General features: G+C 60.7%; 14 protein-coding genes and 1 pseudogene. 8 read left to right on the forward strand and 7 right to left on the reverse strand.

All coding sequences use genetic code 11. The features are described 5' to 3' along the window. Nucleotides 1-111 precede the first annotated feature (111 nt). Nucleotides 112-1,020, reverse strand: coding sequence for a LysR family transcriptional regulator (locus BN1137_RS01975; RefSeq protein WP_050716989.1), 909 nt, complete (start codon nucleotides 1,018-1,020; stop codon nucleotides 112-114). A 108-nt stretch (nucleotides 1,021-1,128) separates the two neighbouring features. Between BN1137_RS01975 and BN1137_RS01980 the strand changes: the two genes are divergently transcribed. Further along, a complete protein-coding gene (locus tag BN1137_RS01980; protein WP_050716990.1) occupies nucleotides 1,129-1,995 on the forward strand; it encodes a pirin family protein in 867 nt (288 codons plus the stop codon). A gap of 111 nt (nucleotides 1,996-2,106) precedes the next feature. On the opposite strand, the pseudogene BN1137_RS23090 reads toward BN1137_RS01980, so the two are convergent. Next, nucleotides 2,107-2,305: pseudogene (locus BN1137_RS23090) on the reverse strand (YjiH family protein); the annotation flags it as partial. A gap of 378 nt (nucleotides 2,306-2,683) precedes the next feature. Here BN1137_RS23090 and BN1137_RS01990 point away from each other — a divergent pair. The 5 genes from BN1137_RS01990 (at nucleotide 2,684) to rplY (ending at nucleotide 9,801) form a co-directional block, all read left to right on the forward strand. Further along, a complete protein-coding gene (locus tag BN1137_RS01990; RefSeq protein WP_050716992.1) occupies nucleotides 2,684-3,754 on the forward strand; it encodes a helix-turn-helix transcriptional regulator in 1,071 nt (356 codons plus the stop codon). Between the two features lie 84 nt (nucleotides 3,755-3,838). Beyond that, nucleotides 3,839-4,261 (forward strand): CBS domain-containing protein, encoded by a 423-nt coding sequence (locus BN1137_RS01995; protein WP_050716993.1) that lies wholly within the window; start codon nucleotides 3,839-3,841, stop codon nucleotides 4,259-4,261. A gap of 177 nt (nucleotides 4,262-4,438) precedes the next feature. Beyond that, complete coding sequence (gene hrpA, locus BN1137_RS02000) at nucleotides 4,439-8,401, forward strand: ATP-dependent RNA helicase HrpA (RefSeq protein WP_050716994.1); 3,963 nt, start codon at nucleotides 4,439-4,441, stop codon at nucleotides 8,399-8,401. A gap of 76 nt (nucleotides 8,402-8,477) precedes the next feature. After that, nucleotides 8,478-9,326 carry a hypothetical protein gene (locus BN1137_RS02005; protein ID WP_050716995.1) on the forward strand — a complete coding sequence of 283 codons (849 nt, stop codon included), beginning with the start codon at nucleotides 8,478-8,480 and terminating at the stop codon, nucleotides 9,324-9,326. Between the two features lie 187 nt (nucleotides 9,327-9,513). After that, nucleotides 9,514-9,801: a 50S ribosomal protein L25 gene (gene rplY, locus BN1137_RS02010; RefSeq protein ID WP_050716996.1), complete on the forward strand. Its 288-nt coding sequence runs from the start codon at nucleotides 9,514-9,516 to the stop codon at nucleotides 9,799-9,801. Between the two features lie 142 nt (nucleotides 9,802-9,943). On the opposite strand, the gene BN1137_RS02015 is transcribed toward rplY, so the two are convergent. From BN1137_RS02015 to selD, 3 genes are read right to left on the reverse strand one after another with little or no spacing between them, the layout of a single operon-like run. Beyond that, entirely contained in the window at nucleotides 9,944-10,588 is a 645-nt protein-coding gene (locus BN1137_RS02015) for an MBL fold metallo-hydrolase (RefSeq protein ID WP_050716997.1), read from the reverse strand. Further along, nucleotides 10,582-11,712, reverse strand: coding sequence for a tRNA 2-selenouridine(34) synthase MnmH (gene mnmH / locus BN1137_RS02020; protein ID WP_050716998.1), 1,131 nt, complete (start codon nucleotides 11,710-11,712; stop codon nucleotides 10,582-10,584). The genes BN1137_RS02015 and mnmH overlap by 7 nt, the downstream gene beginning before the upstream one ends. After that, a complete protein-coding gene (gene selD, locus BN1137_RS02025; RefSeq protein ID WP_050716999.1) occupies nucleotides 11,709-12,746 on the reverse strand; it encodes a selenide, water dikinase SelD in 1,038 nt (345 codons plus the stop codon). Before selD ends, mnmH begins: the two co-directional genes overlap by 4 nt. 356 nt (nucleotides 12,747-13,102) lie before the next feature. Between selD and BN1137_RS02030 the strand changes: the two genes are divergently transcribed. Both BN1137_RS02030 and BN1137_RS02035 read left to right on the forward strand, forming a co-directional pair. After that, the gene (locus BN1137_RS02030; protein ID WP_050717000.1) at nucleotides 13,103-13,555 is read left to right on the forward strand and encodes an EamA family transporter; all 453 of its coding nucleotides are present in this window, start codon (nucleotides 13,103-13,105) and stop codon (nucleotides 13,553-13,555) included. A 106-nt stretch (nucleotides 13,556-13,661) separates the two neighbouring features. Further along, nucleotides 13,662-14,306, forward strand: coding sequence for a glutathione S-transferase family protein (locus BN1137_RS02035; protein ID WP_050717001.1), 645 nt, complete (start codon nucleotides 13,662-13,664; stop codon nucleotides 14,304-14,306). A gap of 78 nt (nucleotides 14,307-14,384) precedes the next feature. Here the strand turns inward: BN1137_RS02035 and BN1137_RS02040 are convergent, their stop codons facing one another. After that, complete coding sequence (locus BN1137_RS02040) at nucleotides 14,385-15,572, reverse strand: acyltransferase family protein (RefSeq protein ID WP_050717002.1); 1,188 nt, start codon at nucleotides 15,570-15,572, stop codon at nucleotides 14,385-14,387. 289 nt (nucleotides 15,573-15,861) lie between these two features. After that, nucleotides 15,862-17,052: a class I SAM-dependent methyltransferase gene (locus tag BN1137_RS02045; RefSeq protein ID WP_050717003.1), complete on the reverse strand. Its 1,191-nt coding sequence runs from the start codon at nucleotides 17,050-17,052 to the stop codon at nucleotides 15,862-15,864. Nucleotides 17,053-17,287 lie beyond the last annotated feature (235 nt).

Below are 17,287 nucleotides of genomic sequence, written 5' to 3' on the forward strand. Positions count from 1 at the left end.
TTTGGGTTGTAAGATCCAAAACGAGACGAACGTCCATCGCTAAAAAAGGCCAGAGCACCGCTCTGGCCTTTTTGCTTATTCGAACAGTGAGAGCGCCGGCAGCTGGTACCTTCAGTGTTCTGCCAGGGGGGCAAAATGCTGCGCGAGGTGATCGATCAGAGCCCGCACCGAAGGCAATAACCCCCGCCGGGTGGGGAACACCGCGTGGATCACTTCCCGGCGCGGTGCCCAGTCCGGCAGCAGTCGCACCAGGCTGCCCGCATTCAGCGCCTCCTGCACCATCATCGCAGGCAACTGGACTACCCCCACACCGCTTATCGCCGCCTGGCGAAGGGTCTGCATGTCGGTGGTGGTGAACTTGGGGGTGTAATGCTGCTTGACCTCGGCCCCCTCAGGCCCGAGCAACATCCACTTATGGCCCTCCAGGGTGGCGCCGTGCCCCAGACTCGGCCAGCTCAGCAGATCCGCAGGTCCTTTGGGCTCCCCATGGCGGATCAGCAGGGCGGGGCTGGCCACCAGATACTGGCTCGCATAGCCCAGCACCCGCATGGCCAGATCGCTGTCATCCAGCGGCAAGGGCCTCACTCGAATGGCAACATCTAGGCCCTCGGCCACCAGATCCACCGCCCGATTCACCCCGACCAGCTGAATGCTGACCTCAGGATAGGCCTGGGAAAATGCCACCAGCATGGTACCGACATGGGCGTGCAGCAGATCGATGGGGCAGGCGAGTCTCACCACGCCGCAGGGCTCGCTGCGGGTGGCGTCGATGAGAGATTGGGCCGCCTCGGCCTCCACCAGCATGGCCCGGCAGCGGGCGTAATAGGCCTGCCCCAGCTCGGTGACCTGAAAGCTGCGACTGGATCGCTGTAGCAGACGCACCCCCAACCTTTCTTCCAGTAAGGCAATGCGACGACTGAGCTTGGATTTGGGGATGCTCAGCGCCCGGCCCGCCTGGGCGAAACCGCCGTGGTCCACCACCTGGACGTAGTAATAGAGATCGTTGAGATCCGAAGTCATGGTTTATCGTTCACCAAATAGGACGCTGGTGGCCAATATTACGTCTACCGAAGAGATCGTTCCATCCACATAATGAACCCAAGCGTTACAACCCACTTGGAGAGAGTCATGAAAAAGATCATCGGTATCTACAGCGCGCCGCGCCCCCACTGGGTTGGCGACGGTTTCCCGGTGCGCTCCCTGTTCTCCTATCACAGCCACGGCAAGGCGCTCAGCCCCTTCCTGCTGCTGGACAGGGCCGGGCCTGCCGACTTCGAACCGGCCAATAGCCCCCGCGGCGTCGGCCAACACCCCCATCGGGGCTTTGAAACCGTCACTATCGTCTACAAGGGAGAGGTCGCACACCGCGACTCGACCGGGCAGGGCGGCACTATAGGCCCGGGCGACGTGCAATGGATGACGGCGGCGGCTGGCATCATGCACGACGAGTTTCACTCCGAGGTGTTCACCCAAACGGGTGGCACCCTCGACATGGTGCAGCTCTGGGTCAATTTGCCCGCCAAACACAAGATGTCGGCGCCCGGCTATCAGGCTATTCGCAGCGACAAGATCCCGCTACATCCCCTGGCCGACGAGGCAGGAAGCGTGCGGATCATCGCGGGTGACTATGCGGGGCAAACGGGCCCGGCCCGCACCTTCACGCCGATGAACGTCTGGGATGTGCGGCTCAATGGCGGTGCCAGGGTGCTGCTCCCCGCCGTCGATGGCTGGAACACGGCCATAGTGGTGCTCAAGGGATCGGTGCGGGTCAATGATCAGGAGGAGGCGGGTGAGGCGCAGCTGGTACTGCTGGACTCGCGCGGCAGTGACATCCAGATCGAGACCCGCGAGGATGCGGTCTTGCTGCTGCTCAGCGGTGAACCCATCGATGAGCCCATAGTCGGTTATGGCCCCTTCGTGATGAACAGCCAGGAGGAGATAAACCAGGCTATCGATGATTTCAACCGCGGGCGTTTTGCCAATATCGCTCATTAAACCTCACTTGGCGCCATGGATGGCGTCGACAAAAAACAAAGCGCCTGATGGCGCTTTGTTTTTTTAGGCACGGGTTACCGGACTAACTCAACCAGCCGAGGGCCATGGCGGTTTCCAGCGGCTCTTGCCCACCGGCAATGGCTCATCGGTTATCCATGCCGGAGATGGGCGGGATGCACGCCAGGATGGCGGTGATGACGAAGGTGATCACCAGGGGCGACCAGAAGTAGAAGTTCCAGTGCTCCATCAGGTTGAGGGTTTTGGCCACGATGATCATAAAGACGGCCGATATGATGGAGAAGCCGGTGGCAGGCTTGTTGCAGATCACTGGCAAGATAAGGAATTGATGGGGTATCAAAGACCTGAGCATATGATCTGGGTGCGCGAGCCGGGCGTAGACCGCCTCAGGCCATCGGGAACTGGCAGTAAAAACGTCTGGACAAGCCGAGAGCGGTGGTGAAAGCGAAGTCATTCATGGGAAAAAGCAGTCAAACCTGCTGTATAACGACAAAATCAATATAAAACATTAGTTTGGATTTAACGTTTTCTCATTCCTGTATTCATATGTAATTTTCTCATTACTATTTATGGATTGGTCATAAAAGCTTTGTTCATTTGACTACTTCTCGAGTTTCTCATTGCAGAGTAAGATGCCCCATCAATAAAAATAAGAATTAGGAGTTCGGGTGTGAAGGCATTAGAAAAAGAAAGGATATCGCCCTATATCAGCCAGTTATACGAGTGCGGTATTAATGATTCTGACATTAAGTTGGTGGTGGACCAATTTCGTTCAGACTTGTCCGGCAGTTCATCGCTGTTTTTATTGCGCGATGATGACAAGAGCGACGGAATAAAGCTCTTCTCGAGCGGGTTGACCGAGGCCCAGCAACAGTTCTATGTGCAGCACCATCGTCAGGATGTGTGGTTCAACCACTATCTGGACAAGGGCTGTCAGGGGATTGTCAGCGCCAGTGCCATCTCCAATTCACCGGGCCTGCTGGCCAGTTTCGGTGCCCAGTTTGCCGCCGGCGGCGTGTGCCGGGTAAAGGGGCGTGGCCTCAGCAGCCTGTGCAGTTATCGCGGCGCGGCGCAGGATGACTTCAGCCCTCAGGATCTCTCTTCCCTGACCGAGATTTATTCTGGTCTGGCGGCATGGAGCCAGCATTATTGGAACCTGCTTGCCCTGGAAACCCAGAACTATCAACTGCAACAGCTGGTGAAAAACCATAATAAACCCAGTGCCATCATCGATGACAAGGGGCATATTCATTATTCCAATGTGGCGTTCAACCGTATCTCCGATGAGAATGTGGAGCTGCGGGCCATCAATGGTATTTTTTCGCTGCAAAATAAGGAACAGCAACGCCAGCTCAAGGAAATATTGAATGGCTTTGCCTATTTGTTGCCGGGTGCCAGCGCCTATATGTCCATTCCCCGTCAGGCCAATTTAAGGCCGCTGTTGATCCAGTGCACCCTGATGAGCGGCTTGAGCCGCTTCGAGCGCTACGTGGAAGTGGTGCTGCGCGACCCCGAACACTCCTTCAATCCAGACATCGAAGCACTGGCCAGCCTCTATCCGCTCACCATCGGCGAGAAGGAGCTGCTGGTGCTGATGAGCAAGGGCTACAGCAGCAACGACATCGCCGAGCTGCGGGGAGTCAAGGTGGAGACCGTCCGCTCTACCCTCAAGGGGGTGTTCAAGAAGACCGACTGCCACAGCCAGAACGAGTTGCTGCTGTTGCTGCAATCCATCTCCTGATCCCCGGCAGGCTATGCTTGGAGTGAGCCGGACATCCTGCCCGGCTTGCGCCTCCCGCCCGGGAGGCAGGTTGGGGGAAGCGTCATGGAATCACTCAAGGCCAAGGATTATATGCAGACCAAACCCATCACGTTCGGCGCGGACATGATGGTGCAAAATGCGGTCACCAAGTTTCTCAATAGCCACCAGCTCGGCGGCCCTGTGGTGGATGCGCAGGGCCGTTTGATCGGCTGGGTGTCGGAGCAAGACTGCATCGCCGTCATGTTGAAAGAAGCCTACCACTGCGAGCAGGTGGCGCAGGTCAGGGACGTGATGCGCAAGGAGGTGCTGGCGGTCGGGCCCGATACCAGCATCCTGGATCTGGCGGAGATGATGATGGGCCAAAAACCCAAAATCTATCCGGTGGTGGAGGGGGGACGCCTGCTTGGGGTTATCAGCCGCCACAACGTGATGCAGGCCATCCATGCCCAGCTCGGCACCTGCTTCGTGTGTCAGGCCCGGGTTTGACCCTGGTTTCAGACGCTCTCATCAAGAGCAGGCCGAGAGCCTGCTCTTTTTATTCAAGGTTATCGTCCTTATCCGGCGGCGACTCGCTTTAAGGCTTGCACCGCTCCCGCCCGCTCTTTAGGATCTCCCCAGCTATCGAATTGGCCCTTCGCGGGCTTCTCATAAGGAATCTGTACCTTGTCTCTCTCTATCGAGGCGCTGCGCCGCCGTCTCTCCGCCTGCATGAATCTTGATGCCCGCCGCCTTTCCAGCCGTCTGCACGGGGTCAAGAAGCTGCCCGAGGGCAAACAGGCCGCCGTACTGGAGACCATCGCCGCGGATCTGGACCTGGCTCAGGCACGTTACCAGTCCCGCCTGGCGGGCGTCCCCAAGGTCACCTACCCAGGCAACCTGCCGGTCAGCCAGAAGCAGGCGGAGATCGCCAAAGCCATCAGTGAACACCAGGTGGTGATCATCGCCGGCGAAACCGGCTCGGGCAAGACCACCCAGATCCCCAAGATCTGTCTCGCACTTGGGCGCGGGGTGAAGGGCTACATCGGCCACACCCAGCCACGCCGTCTGGCGGCCCGCACCGTCGCGGCCCGCATCGCCGAGGAGATGCAATCCGAGCTCGGTCAATATGTGGGCTACAAGGTGCGTTTCACCGATCAGGTGAGCGAGCAGACCCACATCAAGCTGATGACCGACGGTATCCTGCTGGCGGAGATCCAGCACGATCGGATGCTGACCCAGTACGACACCATCATCATCGATGAGGCTCACGAGCGCAGCCTCAACATCGACTTCATCCTCGGCTATCTCAAGCAACTGCTGCCAAGGCGGCCGGATCTCAAGGTGATCATCACCTCGGCCACCATCGATCCCCAGCGCTTCTCCCGCCACTTCAACCAGGCACCGGTCATCGAAGTGTCCGGTCGCACCTATCCGGTGGAGGTGCGCTATCGGCCCTTGTTTGACGACAAAAAGGGTGAAGATAAAAAGAGCGATGGCAAGGAGAGTGGGGACGAGCGCGACGAGCTGCAGGGGATCTTCGATGCGGTCGAAGAGCTGGCCCGCGAAGGCTTGGGCGATATCCTCATCTTCATGAACGGCGAACGGGAGATCCGCGACACCACCGAGGCCCTGCGCAAACTCAATCTGCGCGACACCGAAGTGCTGCCACTCTATGCGCGCCTCTCCAACGCCGAGCAGAACAAGGTGTTCCAGCAACACGCCGGAAGGCGCATCGTGCTCGCCACCAACGTGGCGGAAACCTCCCTGACGGTGCCGGGTATCCGTTACGTCATCGATCCTGGTACCGCCCGCATCAGCCGCTACTCCTGGCGCACCAAGGTGCAACGCCTGCCCATCGAGCCGGTCTCCCAGGCCAGCGCCAACCAGCGTAAGGGCCGTTGTGGCCGGGTCGCGGACGGTATCTGTATCCGCCTCTATAGCGAGGAGGATTTCAACAACAGACCCGCCTTCACCGATCCCGAGATCCTGCGCACCAACCTGGCGTCCGTCATCTTGCAGATGCTGGCGCTGGGGCTTGGCAACATGGAAGCCTTCCCCTTCGTCGAGCCGCCCGAATCGCGCCACATCAAGGACGGTCTCTCCCTGCTCAAGGAGCTGGAGGCGGTCAAGGAGCTGCCGGCCAAGCGCGATCAAGCCGCCAGTCAAACGTCCACCGCAGGCGAGGAACAAGAGGTCCGGCTGCAGCTGACCGACACCGGCCGCCAGCTGTCGCGTATTCCGCTCGATCCACGGCTCGCAAAAATGGTGATCACGGCGGCCAGAACCGGCTGCCTGAGCGAGGTGATGGTGATCACCGCGGGGCTCAGCATCCAGGATCCGCGCGAGCGCCCCATGGAGAAGAAACAGGCCGCCGACGAGCAGCACAGACGCTTCGAGGACAAGGATTCCGACTTCCTCGCCTTCGTAAACCTCTGGAATTATCTGAAAGAGCAGCAGGATCTGCTGGGCAGTAACCCGTTCCGCCGCATGTGTCAGAAGGAGTTTCTCTCCTACCTGCGGGTGCGCGAGTGGCAGGATATTCACTTCCAGCTGCGCCAGACGGTGAAAGAGCTGGGCTTCAAGACCAATGCCGAGCCTGCTGACTTCAAGACGGTTCACTGCGCCCTGCTGACCGGGCTGCTCAGCCACATCGGCAACAAGGATCTGGAAAAACCCGAGTTCCTCGGTGCCCGCAACGGTCGCTTCCACCTGTTCCCGGCCTCGGGTCTGTTCAAGAAGCCGCCGAAATGGGTGATGGCCGCCGAGCTGGTGGAGACCTCGCGCCTCTACGCCCGCATCAACGGCAAGATTGAACCCGAGTGGGTGGAGCCGCTGGCGGGGCATCTCATCAAGCTGCACCACAGCGATCCGCACTGGTCGAAGAAGAGCGGCGCCGTCATGGCCAAGGAGAAGGTGACCCTCTATGGCCTGACCCTGGTCAATGAGCGCACCATCAACTTCAGCACCATAGATCCGGCCCTGTGCCGCGAGCTGTTTATCCGCCGCGCCCTGGTGGAGGGGGATTTCGAGACGCGCCACCGCTTCTTTGCCGAGAACCGCAAGCTCCTGGCCGAGGTGGAGACGCTGGAGCACAAGTCTCGCCGCCGCGACATTCTGGTGGATGACGAGGACCTGTTCCGCTTCTACGACGCCCGTCTGCCGGAAGACGTCATCTCCGCCCGCCACTTTGACAAGTGGTGGAAGGAGGCGCAGAAGCAGGATCCCGAGCTACTCAACTTCGAGCGGGAGATGCTGATGAAGGGCGATGCGGCCCACATCAGCGATTTCGATTACCCGAACTTCTGGCAGCAGGGGCGGCTCAAGCTGAAATTGAGCTACCAGTTCGAACCGGGGGAGGCGGCCGATGGCGTCACCTTGCACATACCGTTGCCGCAGCTCAACCAGGTGGAGGTGAAGGGCTTCGAGTGGCTGATCCCCGGCCTGCGCCATGAGTTGCTGGTGGCCCTCATCAAGTCGATGCCAAAGCCGATGCGCAAAAACTTCGTGCCGGCGCCGAACTATGCCGATGCGTTGCTCGCCAGCATCAACCCCGAGCAGGGGCCGCTGCTCGACGAGATGGAGCGCCAGCTGCGCCGCATGACAGGGGTGACAGTGCCGCGCGAGGCCTGGGATTGGTCAGCGGTGCCCGATCACCTGAAACTCACCTTCAGAGTGGTGGACGACAAACACAAGCCCATCGCGGAAGGCAAGGATCTGGAGGCGCTGAAGGACTCCCTGCGTGGCAAAGTGCAGGAGACCCTGTCCCAGGTCGCGGACGATGACATCGAACAGTCAGGCCTCACCCTGTGGAGCTTTGGCGAGTTGCCCAAGGAGTACAGCCAGAAACGCGGCGGCTTCGAGGTGAAGGCCTATCCGGCGCTGGTGGATCAGAAAGACTCGGTCGCCATCCAGCTGGTGGAGAGCCCGGTGGCCCAGCAGCAGCTGATGTGGAGTGGTCAGCGCCGCTTGGTGCTGCTCAACGTGCCATCCCCCATCAAGTACCTGCAGGAGAAGCTGCCGAACAAGGCCAAGCTCGGGCTCTATTTCAACCCCTTTGGCAAGGTGGCGGAGCTGATCGATGACTGCATCGCCTGTGGTTGTGACAAGCTGATCGAGCGCCACGGTGGCCTGGCCTGGGACGAGGCGGGCTTCGAGGCGCTCAAGGAGTTTGTGCGCGCCGAGCTCAACGACGCCGTGGTCGAGGTTGCCAAGCAGGTGGAGGCGGTGCTGACCCTCTCCCATGAGATCAAGAAACGGCTCAAGGGCAAGATGCAGCTCGACACGGCCTTTGCCATGTCAGACATTCAGTTGCAGCTCGACAAGCTGATTCACAAGGGCTTCGTCACCGAGACCGGCTGGCAGCGGCTGCCGGACTTGCTGCGCTACCTGCGCGCCATCGAGCGGCGGATGGAGAAGCTGGCCATCGATCCGAACCGGGATCGGGTTTACATGCTCAAGGTGCAGAGCGTCGAGGCCGAATACAAGGCGCTGCTCGCCAAGATCCCCAAATCCCAGCTGATCCCGACCGAGGTGGCCAACATCCGCTGGATGATCGAAGAGTTGAGGGTGTCGTTCTTTGCCCAGCAGCTGGGCACCCCCTATCCGGTTTCCGATAAACGGGTGCTCAATGCGATTGCCCAGTGCTAAGCTGCTATGTATCTGTTTTTTCTGAACCATTGCATTATGGGAATGAGGATGGGTGTCATGAGGAGGAGGGGATAGGATGCTGGGGATCTGGTTAGGGGTAGCGCTGGTCAACATCAGCGGCTATCAACCCATTGCGGAGCAAACTTGGGTGCAGCTGAATCCGGATTATTACCCGGTACACAGTGCCGTGCCGCCCATCTTCGTGGCATGGCGGGGCAATCAGTTCCCACCCCTCGAGCAGAAAAAGAAGAATGGCCATTGGCAGGTGCTGTTCCCTGCGAGACTGGTTCCCCCCTTTGACTTGTTCGAGGGGGAGGCGCAGCTCTCAAAGGCCTATCTGGCCCGTCTCAAGCGCATCGACGAGATGGCCTATGGCATGGCGCCTCATCAAGGGGCCACCCCGGCCATTGCTGCCTCTTTACCCATGTCCGATGGGGGATCCTCACCCTTTATCGCCGAGTTCTCGCGGCCCATGGGGCGCGGTGCGGGCCATCAGATGCCAGCCCCCGAGCCCCTGCTGGCCAGCCTGGTGCGCCAGGCCGCCTCTGGCGGGCAAGCGGCTCCTGAGCGGATGGCACAAGTGCAGCTGGCCGCGGCTCGCCAACTGGTCGAGGCGACGACCCTGACGCTGTCGGCTCCGGCGGCTGGCGGCACATCGCGGATTTGCCACCAGGTCGCGGCGGGGGAGACCCTGTGGCGCATCGCGAGCCAGCTGGTTGAACAAGGAGAGGGTCAGCTTGGCGCAGACACTTACAGCTATCTGCTGGCCCTGGTGGAGGAAAACCGCACCAGCATGGGCAAGGGGATCCGGGTCAAAACGGGCCAGAGCCTCTACTGTCCGCGGGCCGAGACCCTGGCCCAGTTCGATGCCATGAGCCCGGCCCAGCGTCAGCAACAGTTTGCCCGGCTGGAGCAGGGACGCTGACCTGTGGCCCCAATGGCCCACCGAGCAGGCTGCATGTGCTCAGGGGCAGCGGGTCTGAATGGGGGAAATGCCAAGGGGTTCGCGGCTTGTATCCACTCTGGGCCCATGCTAGTATGCGCGCTCGTTTTGCGAGGTGCTGACCGGTCGCAGTCAACACCATACATTCATCTTAAAAGAGATAAACACTATGTCTTTCGTATTCCAAGCTGAAGTCCGTTCTGACCTGGGGAAAGGTGCGAGCCGCCGCCTGCGTCACGCTGACCAAGTTCCTGCCATCATCTACGGTGCAGGCAAAGAAGCCGTGTCCATCACCCTGGACCACAAAAAAGTAGTTCTGGCCCAAGAAAAGCCGGAATTCTACGAGTCCGTACTGACCATGGTCATCAACGGCGAAGAAGTTAACGTAAAAGTGAAGGCTATCCAGCGTCACCCAGTACGTTACAAGCTGGTTCACCTGGACTTCGTACGCGTTTAATCGCGTCGTTCCGGTTGAATAAAAGGCCACTCTTCGGAGTGGCTTTTTGCATTCTGGCGCTCAGGAGCGGATGGCCAAGGTCCGCCATCAGGCCGGATCAAAAAAAGGGCGACCCTGGGGCCGCCCTTTTTCATTTGCCTCTCTACCAGACCGGCTGGGTGAGGTAGGGGTTGCTCACCCGCTCACGGCCGAAGGTGGAGCTGGGGCCGTGGCCGGGCACGAAGACGATGTCATCACCGAGCGGCAACAGAGTCTCGGTGATCGAGCGAATGAGGGTGGCGTGATCGCCGCGGGGGAAATCGGTACGACCTATGCCGCCGGCGAAGAGCACGTCGCCGACCCAGGCAAGCTGCTCGGCCTGGCAGAGCAAGATCACGTGGCCAGGGGTGTGGCCCGGGCAGAAATAGACCTCCAGCTCGCAGTTGCCGAGCGCCACCTTGTCTCCCTGCGCCAGCCAGGCGTCCGGGGCGAAGGCCGGGGTGTGAGGGAAGCCGAACATCTGGCTCTGCTGGGGCAGCATGTCGAGCCAGAAGGCATCCTCCTTGTGGGGACCTGTGATGGTCACCCCGGTGCGGGTGCGCAGCTCGGCAGCGGCCCCGACGTGATCCAGATGCCCGTGGGTCAGTAGGATTTTCGACAACACCAGCTTGTGTTTGGCGATGGCGGCCAGCAGCTTGTCGGCCTCGCCACCCGGGTCTATCAGCGCCGCCTGGCGAGTCTCGTCACACCAGATGAGGGAGCAGTTCTGGGCAAAGGGAGTGACTGGAATAATCTCAAATTTCAGCATGTCGAACTCTTTTGGTTGGCCTTATTGGCATCTTGCTCTGCAAAAAAGGCGAGACAGGCCTGCTTGTCGCCCCTGAAATGCACGCGCTCGCGCTTGTTGTTGAGCTGATAGAGATACATGGGGTCGTAGTAGCGGGTCAACAACAGGCGGATCCAGGCCAGGTGCAGCTCGGTGTTGCCGCTTTGGGCCTGCTCGGCGAGGGCCGCTTGCATCAGCTGATCCAGCTCCCGATGATCCTTGTCACCGAGGCGACGCTTGAGGCGCGCCAAGGCGTCGGTCAGGTAGGCGGCAAACAGCGGCCAGCCTTCCTCGGCGCCATACATCTCCAGGTAGCGCTGCCAGAGATCCTGCACGTAGTCGATGCGGATCTGCTCGGCGCGCTCCTCTTGCGGTACATCTACCACCACCAGCGGCGCCTGGCACATGGCATCATAGAGGTTCAGCGGCAGGGCGCAGCGGCCGATGAGGCGGCTCTCGTCCTCCACCACGAAGGCATGTTCGCCGAGGTGGCGGCGTTTGAGCAGCTCGATGGCCAGCTTGTTCTCGAAGTTGATGTTGCTGGGCTGACCGCCCGGCAACTGGCCGAAGGAGGAGCCCCTGTGATGGGCATGCCCCTCCAGATCCACCGCCTGAGCAACTTGCGCCAGCATGTGGGTCTTGCCAGAGCCGGTCATGCCGGTCAGCACTGTCCAGCCACACTCGGCCGAGGCGCTCGCCTGGGTATCGATGAGGAAGCGGCGTAGCTCCTTGTAACCGCCGGCCACCCGCGGACGGATGACACCGGCATCAGCCAGCCACTGCTGCACCGTCTGGGAGCGCAGGCCGCCCCGAAAGCAGTAGAGCAGGGCATCGGGTTGCTGGCGCAATTGCGCCAGCCAGCCTTCCATGCGCGCAGCCCGCACATCGCCGCCCACCAGTTGATGGCCGAGCGCGATGGCTGCGGCCTGACCCTGCTGCTTGAAGCAGGTACCGACCTGGGCGCGCTCCTCGTCCGTCATCAGCGGCAGGTTGATGGCCGTGGGGAAAGCGCCGTCCTTGAACTCGATGGGGGCGCGCAGGTCGATAAGCGGCACGTCCTCCAAGAAGATGCGGGCCAGATCCGTCGCCTGGGGCAACGCACTCATTGGATGACCTCAATGAAGCGCTCACCCACCAGCGGTTGCATCCGCCCGACGGGGGAGAGGCTCAAACCTGCCTCGCGGGCAATGGCCAGCAGCTCGGCCTCGCTCTCTTTACCCACCGCTACCAGCAGGCCGCCGCTGGTCTGCGGATCGCACAGGATGTTGCGGGTGCGATCGTCCATGGCATCGAGCTTGTGGCCGTAGGAGTCATGGTTGCGCAGGGTACCGCCCGGCACGCAACCCTCGGCGAGGTAATGGTCCACCTCGGGCAAGAGCGGCAGGGCGTTGAAATCGAGGCGGGCAGAGAGTTTGGAGCCTTCGCACATCTCCAGCAGATGGCCGGCCAGACCAAAGCCGGTGACGTCGGTCATGGCGTGCACGCCCTTGAGCGCGGCGAAGCGCTGGCCAATCTTGTTGAGGGTACACATGGCCTCGGGGGCCAGCTGCTCGTGCTCGGGTTTGAGCTTGCCCTTTTTTTGAGCCGTGGTGAGGATGCCGATGCCAAGCGGCTTGGTCAGGTAGAGCACATCGCCAGCCTTGGCAGTGTCGTTCTGCTTGATGGCATCGAGCGGCACTATGCCGGTCACCGCCAGGCCGAAGATGGGCTCGGGGGCATCGATGCTGTGACCACCGGCCAGGGAGATACCAGCCTCGTGACACACCTGGCGGCCACCGTCGATCACCTGCTGGGCCACTTCCGGCGCCAGGGTGTTGATGGGCCAGCCGAGGATGGCGATGGCGACGATGGGCTTGCCGCCCATGGCGTAGATATCGCTGATGGCATTGGTGGCGGCGATGCGGCCGAAGGTGAAGGGGTCGTCGACGATGGGCATGAAGAAGTCGGTGGTGGAGACGATGCCCTGACCGTTGCCGATGTCCACCACGGCGGCGTCATCCTTGCTGCTGTTGCCGACGATGAGGGTTGGGTCATCAAACCCCGGGATCTGGCTCTTGAGAATGGTGTCGAGCACCTTGGGGGAGATTTTGCAGCCGCAGCCAGCGCCGTGGCTGTATTGGGTGAGACGAATGGAAGACATACTGACCCCTCTTGGTTCACGCTCGCGTGAAGCGGTTCGATATGGGTGCGGTCATCGCATTGCGGGTAGTGACAGTGCGGACAATCGCAGAAAACGGATGAGCCTGGGTGGTTTGGCGGGCAGACAAGGCGCGCCGCAACGTGGGGCTGGCCCACACCGCGCCACCCAAGGCCACGGGACGGAGCATTATGCCACAAAGAGGGTGAGGGATCCGACCCGCAATTGAGGCGGAGATTGAGGTGATGAGTGGGTGAGGGGGCAAGATGGGATGGGCGGCGCAGCCCGGCGATGAGCGGGATCCCGTCGTCCCCAGGCTCTGCTACAACTAGCTCACCCCCGTGTTGCAAGGCAAAAACATGAGTACCTCATTTCTTTCGACCCTGAACTGGTTTGGCTGGGCCCTGCTGTCGGCCATCTTCGCGGCTTTGACCGCCATCTTCGCCAAGCTCGGCGTGGCGCAGATCAACTCGGATCTGGCAACCCTGATCCGCACCGCCATCATCTTCCTGCTGCTCTGCCTCTATGTGGCAGGTACTCGCCAGTGGAGCAATCCGCTGGCGCTCTCCGGCCACAGCTGGCTGTTCCTCGGCCTCTCCGGCCTCGCCACCGGGGCCTCCTGGCTCTGCTACTTCCGGGCGCTGCAACTGGGCAACGCCTCCCAGGTGGCGCCCATCGACAAGTTCAGCCTGGTGCTGGTGGTGATCTTCGCCGTTCTCTTCCTCGGGGAGCGTCCCTCCCTGCGGGAATGGTTCGGCATCGCTCTCATCGCCGGGGGGGTGCTGGTGCTCGCCTTCAAGGAGCAGGGGTAGTGGCGAGAGCTGTAATTTGCGGCATATTTCTCTGCCTGGTTTGGGTTTGATGAATGAAATGCACTGTTTATTGGATGAATGCAACGAAACATAAGGATCCGGTGATATGAAACTCTATGCCCACCCCTTCTCGTCCTACAGCCAGAAGGTGCTGATCGCGCTGTATGAGAACGCCCTGTCGTTCGAATACCACAACCTGGAATCCCCGACGGTGAAGGCCGAACTGGCCAGCCTCTGGCCCCTCAAACGCTTTCCGGTGCTGGTGGATAACGGCCGCACCATTCTCGAGAGCAGCATCATCATCGAATACCTCCAGCTGCAGCACCCGGGCCCAGGTACCCTGGTACCCACGGGGGAGGCCGGTATAGAGGTGCGCATGCTGGATCGCCTGTTCGACAACTATGTGATGACGCCGATGCAGAAGGTGGTGCTGGACAAGCTGCGTCCGGCGACCGAGTACGATGGCTTCGGGGTCGCCGAGGCGCGGACCGTGCTGGACAAGATCTATCTTTGGCTCGATGAGCGCCTGCGCGGACGCACCTGGGCGGCGGGGGAGCACTTTACCCTGGCCGATTGCGCCGCCGCACCCTCCCTCTTCTATGCCGACTGGGCCCACGAAATCCCGCCCACCTGCGCCCAGCTTCGTGCCTATCGCGCGCGTCTGCTGGCCCACTCCAGCGTTGCCCGGGTGGTGGATGAGGCGAGGCCCTATCGACATTACTTCCCCCTGGGGGCGCCCCAGCGGGACTGAGCTGAAAACCTCAATAAAAAACAGGCCCGCATCGATTACGGGCCTGTTTTTTGGCTTAAGAAAAACGCTAAGTGCCACTCACTCCTTCACGGGCCGTGACCACAGTCGCTTGACGCCCTGCCAATGGCGCAATCTGCGCTGCATCGGCCGCTCAAACCCTAGGTAACTCAGCCAGGAGATGCCAAGCAGCAGCGCCAGCATCAACAGGGTCGCGAGCACCCCCAGCAAGGGGCTGGTCTGGGCATACCACCAGTCGGTGAGACCGGGAGCCAGATAGTGAATGAGCTCGCAGCCTGTGAGCAGCACCAGGACGTGCCAGAGATAGAGGGAGTAGGAGAGATCCCCCAGCCAGTTGGTGAAGCGGTTGTCTAGCAGGCGCAGTAGCGGGCTCTGGCGCGCGTTTTGCGCCGCGGCAATCCAGATCAGCAGCACATAGGAGCCAATCAGCAGCAGGGTCAATGGCGCCGTCATGGTGAATTGCAGCAGCACCCAGGGCAGGGCAAAGGCCAGCAACAGCGGTAGATCTCGCCCCATCATGGCCAGATGCTGGCTCGCCTTGACCCTGGGCAGCAGCCAGAGGCCGAGCACGAATTCACTCACCCCTCGTCCGACCGCCAGCACCCCGCTGGTGACATCCAGGGTGCCCTGGCGGTGAACGATAAATGCCAGCACCATCAATGCCAGCAGCGGGGCAAGGTGGCTCCAGCGGCTGCGGGTGACCGCGAGCGGGATGAGCAGCGGGAACAGCAGGTAGCTTATCCACTCCACGCTCAGGGACCAGGCGGCGAAGTTCCAGGTCAAGCCATGATCCGTGGCCACCTGCAGCAACAGAAAAGCGCTCGGCAGCGCCTCCACCGGGGTGAAGGGGGAGCCGAAGGCAGGCATGCCCTCCCACTCCCACATCTTGAACAGGGGACCGGCGTAAAAGCCTATCTGATGCTGGGCCTTGTAGAGCTCCCAGCCGACCAGCAGCAACAGGGTGAGCAGATAGAGGGGGTAGACCCGGGTCAGCCGCAGCCAGAGAAAGCGGCCATAGCCAATGGTGCGGCGAGGGCCAGAGCAGGCCTCTCCATAAACGTGGGCCAGCACCAGCCCGCTCAGGATGAAGAAGAGATCGACCCAGAGGTAGCCGTTCTCGATGAGTTGTGTCACCTCGGCGATGGGCTCCTTCCACTGGGGAAATAGCAGCAACCTGGCGTGGAACAGCACCACCATCAGGGCAGCAATGCCCCGCAGCGGCGTTAACAGCGGCAATGATTGGTTCATGTTGGGACCCTTGTGATGTTCAGCTTGGCCTGACATCGTTTTTGTTGTTATGCAGGCCCCTTGGGCCCGCAGCCTCGACTCATGGTGGTCACAGGCGGGATCAGAGTACGCAAGTGAGAGTCATACGGATGTGATTTTTATCATAAATATGCATTGATGAAGACAAAACAGGCAGGGCCAGAGAGATGGTATGTACGCGGGGACGAGAGAGGGTTGGCGCATAAAAAACAGGCCCGCAATGCGGGCCTGTTTGATCAGGATACTTGTGCTTTCACTGATCAGGAGTGGATCAGCGGGCGCGTACCACCAGCCCCTTGAGGTAGAAACCTTCCGGATAGGCGGTGCCGATGGGGTGATCGGAAGCCTGGGACAGGAGCTCTAGGATCTGGGCATCGCGACCGGCGTCGAGCGCCGCATCCGCCACGATTTTCTGGAACAGGCTCTGCTCCATCAGGCCGGAGCAGGAGTAGGTCAGCAGCACGCCGCCCGGCGCCAACAGCTGGAATGCCAGCATGTTGATGTCCTTGTAGCCACGGCAGGCACCCAGCAACTGGGCCTTGCTCTCGGCAAACTTCGGCGGATCCAGCACGATGACATCGAACTTCTCGCCCTTCTCGCGGTATTCCCGCAGCAGCTTGAACACGTCGTGACGCACGAACTGGGTGTTGCTGATGTCGAGACCGTTCAGCTCGGCGTTCTGGCGGGCCAGATCCAGCGCTGTCTGGGAGAGATCGACGTTGACCACTTCCTTGGCGCCGCCCTTGAGGGCATAGATGCCGAAGCCACCGGTGTAGCTGAAGCAGTTCAGCACCCGTTTGCCTTCGGTGTACTTGGAGGCCGCCTGGCGGTTGTCGCGCTGATCCAGATAGAAACCGGTCTTGTGACCATTGCGGATGTCTACCAGGATCTTGACGCCGTTCTCTTCGATCATCACGGGTTCGTTCGGAGTCTCACCATAGATGACGCCGGTGCGCTCTTTCAGGCCCTCTTTCTTGCGTACCGCCACATCGGAGCGCTCATAGATGCTGCACTCGGGGTAGAGGGTACGCAGGGCTTTCGTGATCAGCTCGCGCTGGAACTCGGTCCCGGCGGAGAGGAACTGACACACCAGAAAATCGGCGTAGCGATCGATGATCAGGCCCGGCAGGCCGTCCGACTCGGCGGAGCACAGGCGATAGCCGGTGAGACCCTGGCGCTTGATCAGCGCATCGCGGGCGGCCTGAGCATCGCTCAGCCGACGGATAAAGAAGTCCAGATCGATGGTCTCTTCTTTATCGAAGGTCCAGACCCGGGCGCGGATCTGGGAGCTGCCGGACCAGGCGCCACGGGCGAGCCACTTGCCATCGTTACCGTAGATCTCGACGGTATCGCCGTCGATGGGGTTGCCCTGCACCTTGTCGATCCCCTTGGAGAAGATCCAGGGATGACGGCGCAGCAGGGATTTTTCGCGGCCTGGGACGAGATAGACGAATGTGCTCATGAGTGTTTGCCGATACGAGGAAGAAGAGGGGGCATATTCTAGGGGCAATGGTCAGCTTACGCCAGCCTTGCCCCATGGCTTTTACTGACCTTCTTCGACCATTGGCGGCGCCGGACGCGTGGCCAATGTTAACCATATCGATAAACCTGAACCTTATCTGTCACTTGCCAGCAACAAACTTCTGCAATTGTTAGCCAGCTCGCGGTGCTACCCGCGAAAAGTGGGCACAGTATGT

The sequence above is a fragment of the Aeromonas tecta genome (assembly GCF_000820185.1).
Taxonomy (GTDB): Bacteria; Pseudomonadota; Gammaproteobacteria; order Enterobacterales; family Aeromonadaceae; genus Aeromonas; species Aeromonas tecta.

Excerpts from the sequence above, each read along its gene's own strand:
- selD (WP_050716999.1), bottom strand. The coding sequence starts at position 12,746 with ATGTCTTCCATTCGTCTCACCCAATACAGCCACGGCGCTGGCTGCGGC.
- BN1137_RS02045 (WP_050717003.1), bottom strand. The coding sequence starts at position 17,052 with ATGAGCACATTCGTCTATCTCGTCCCAGGCCGCGAAAAATCCCTGCTG.
- BN1137_RS02035 (WP_050717001.1), top strand. The coding sequence starts at position 13,662 with ATGAAACTCTATGCCCACCCCTTCTCGTCCTACAGCCAGAAGGTGCTG.
- BN1137_RS01980 (WP_050716990.1), top strand. The coding sequence starts at position 1,129 with ATGAAAAAGATCATCGGTATCTACAGCGCGCCGCGCCCCCACTGGGTT.
- BN1137_RS02015 (WP_050716997.1), bottom strand. The coding sequence starts at position 10,588 with ATGCTGAAATTTGAGATTATTCCAGTCACTCCCTTTGCCCAGAACTGC.
- BN1137_RS01995 (WP_050716993.1), top strand. The coding sequence starts at position 3,839 with ATGGAATCACTCAAGGCCAAGGATTATATGCAGACCAAACCCATCACG.
- BN1137_RS02005 (WP_050716995.1), top strand. The coding sequence starts at position 8,478 with ATGCTGGGGATCTGGTTAGGGGTAGCGCTGGTCAACATCAGCGGCTAT.
- BN1137_RS02040 (WP_050717002.1), bottom strand. The coding sequence starts at position 15,572 with ATGAACCAATCATTGCCGCTGTTAACGCCGCTGCGGGGCATTGCTGCC.
- rplY (WP_050716996.1), top strand. The coding sequence starts at position 9,514 with ATGTCTTTCGTATTCCAAGCTGAAGTCCGTTCTGACCTGGGGAAAGGT.
- BN1137_RS02030 (WP_050717000.1), top strand. The coding sequence starts at position 13,103 with ATGAGTACCTCATTTCTTTCGACCCTGAACTGGTTTGGCTGGGCCCTG.
- BN1137_RS01975 (WP_050716989.1), bottom strand. The coding sequence starts at position 1,020 with ATGACTTCGGATCTCAACGATCTCTATTACTACGTCCAGGTGGTGGAC.
- mnmH (WP_050716998.1), bottom strand. The coding sequence starts at position 11,712 with ATGAGTGCGTTGCCCCAGGCGACGGATCTGGCCCGCATCTTCTTGGAG.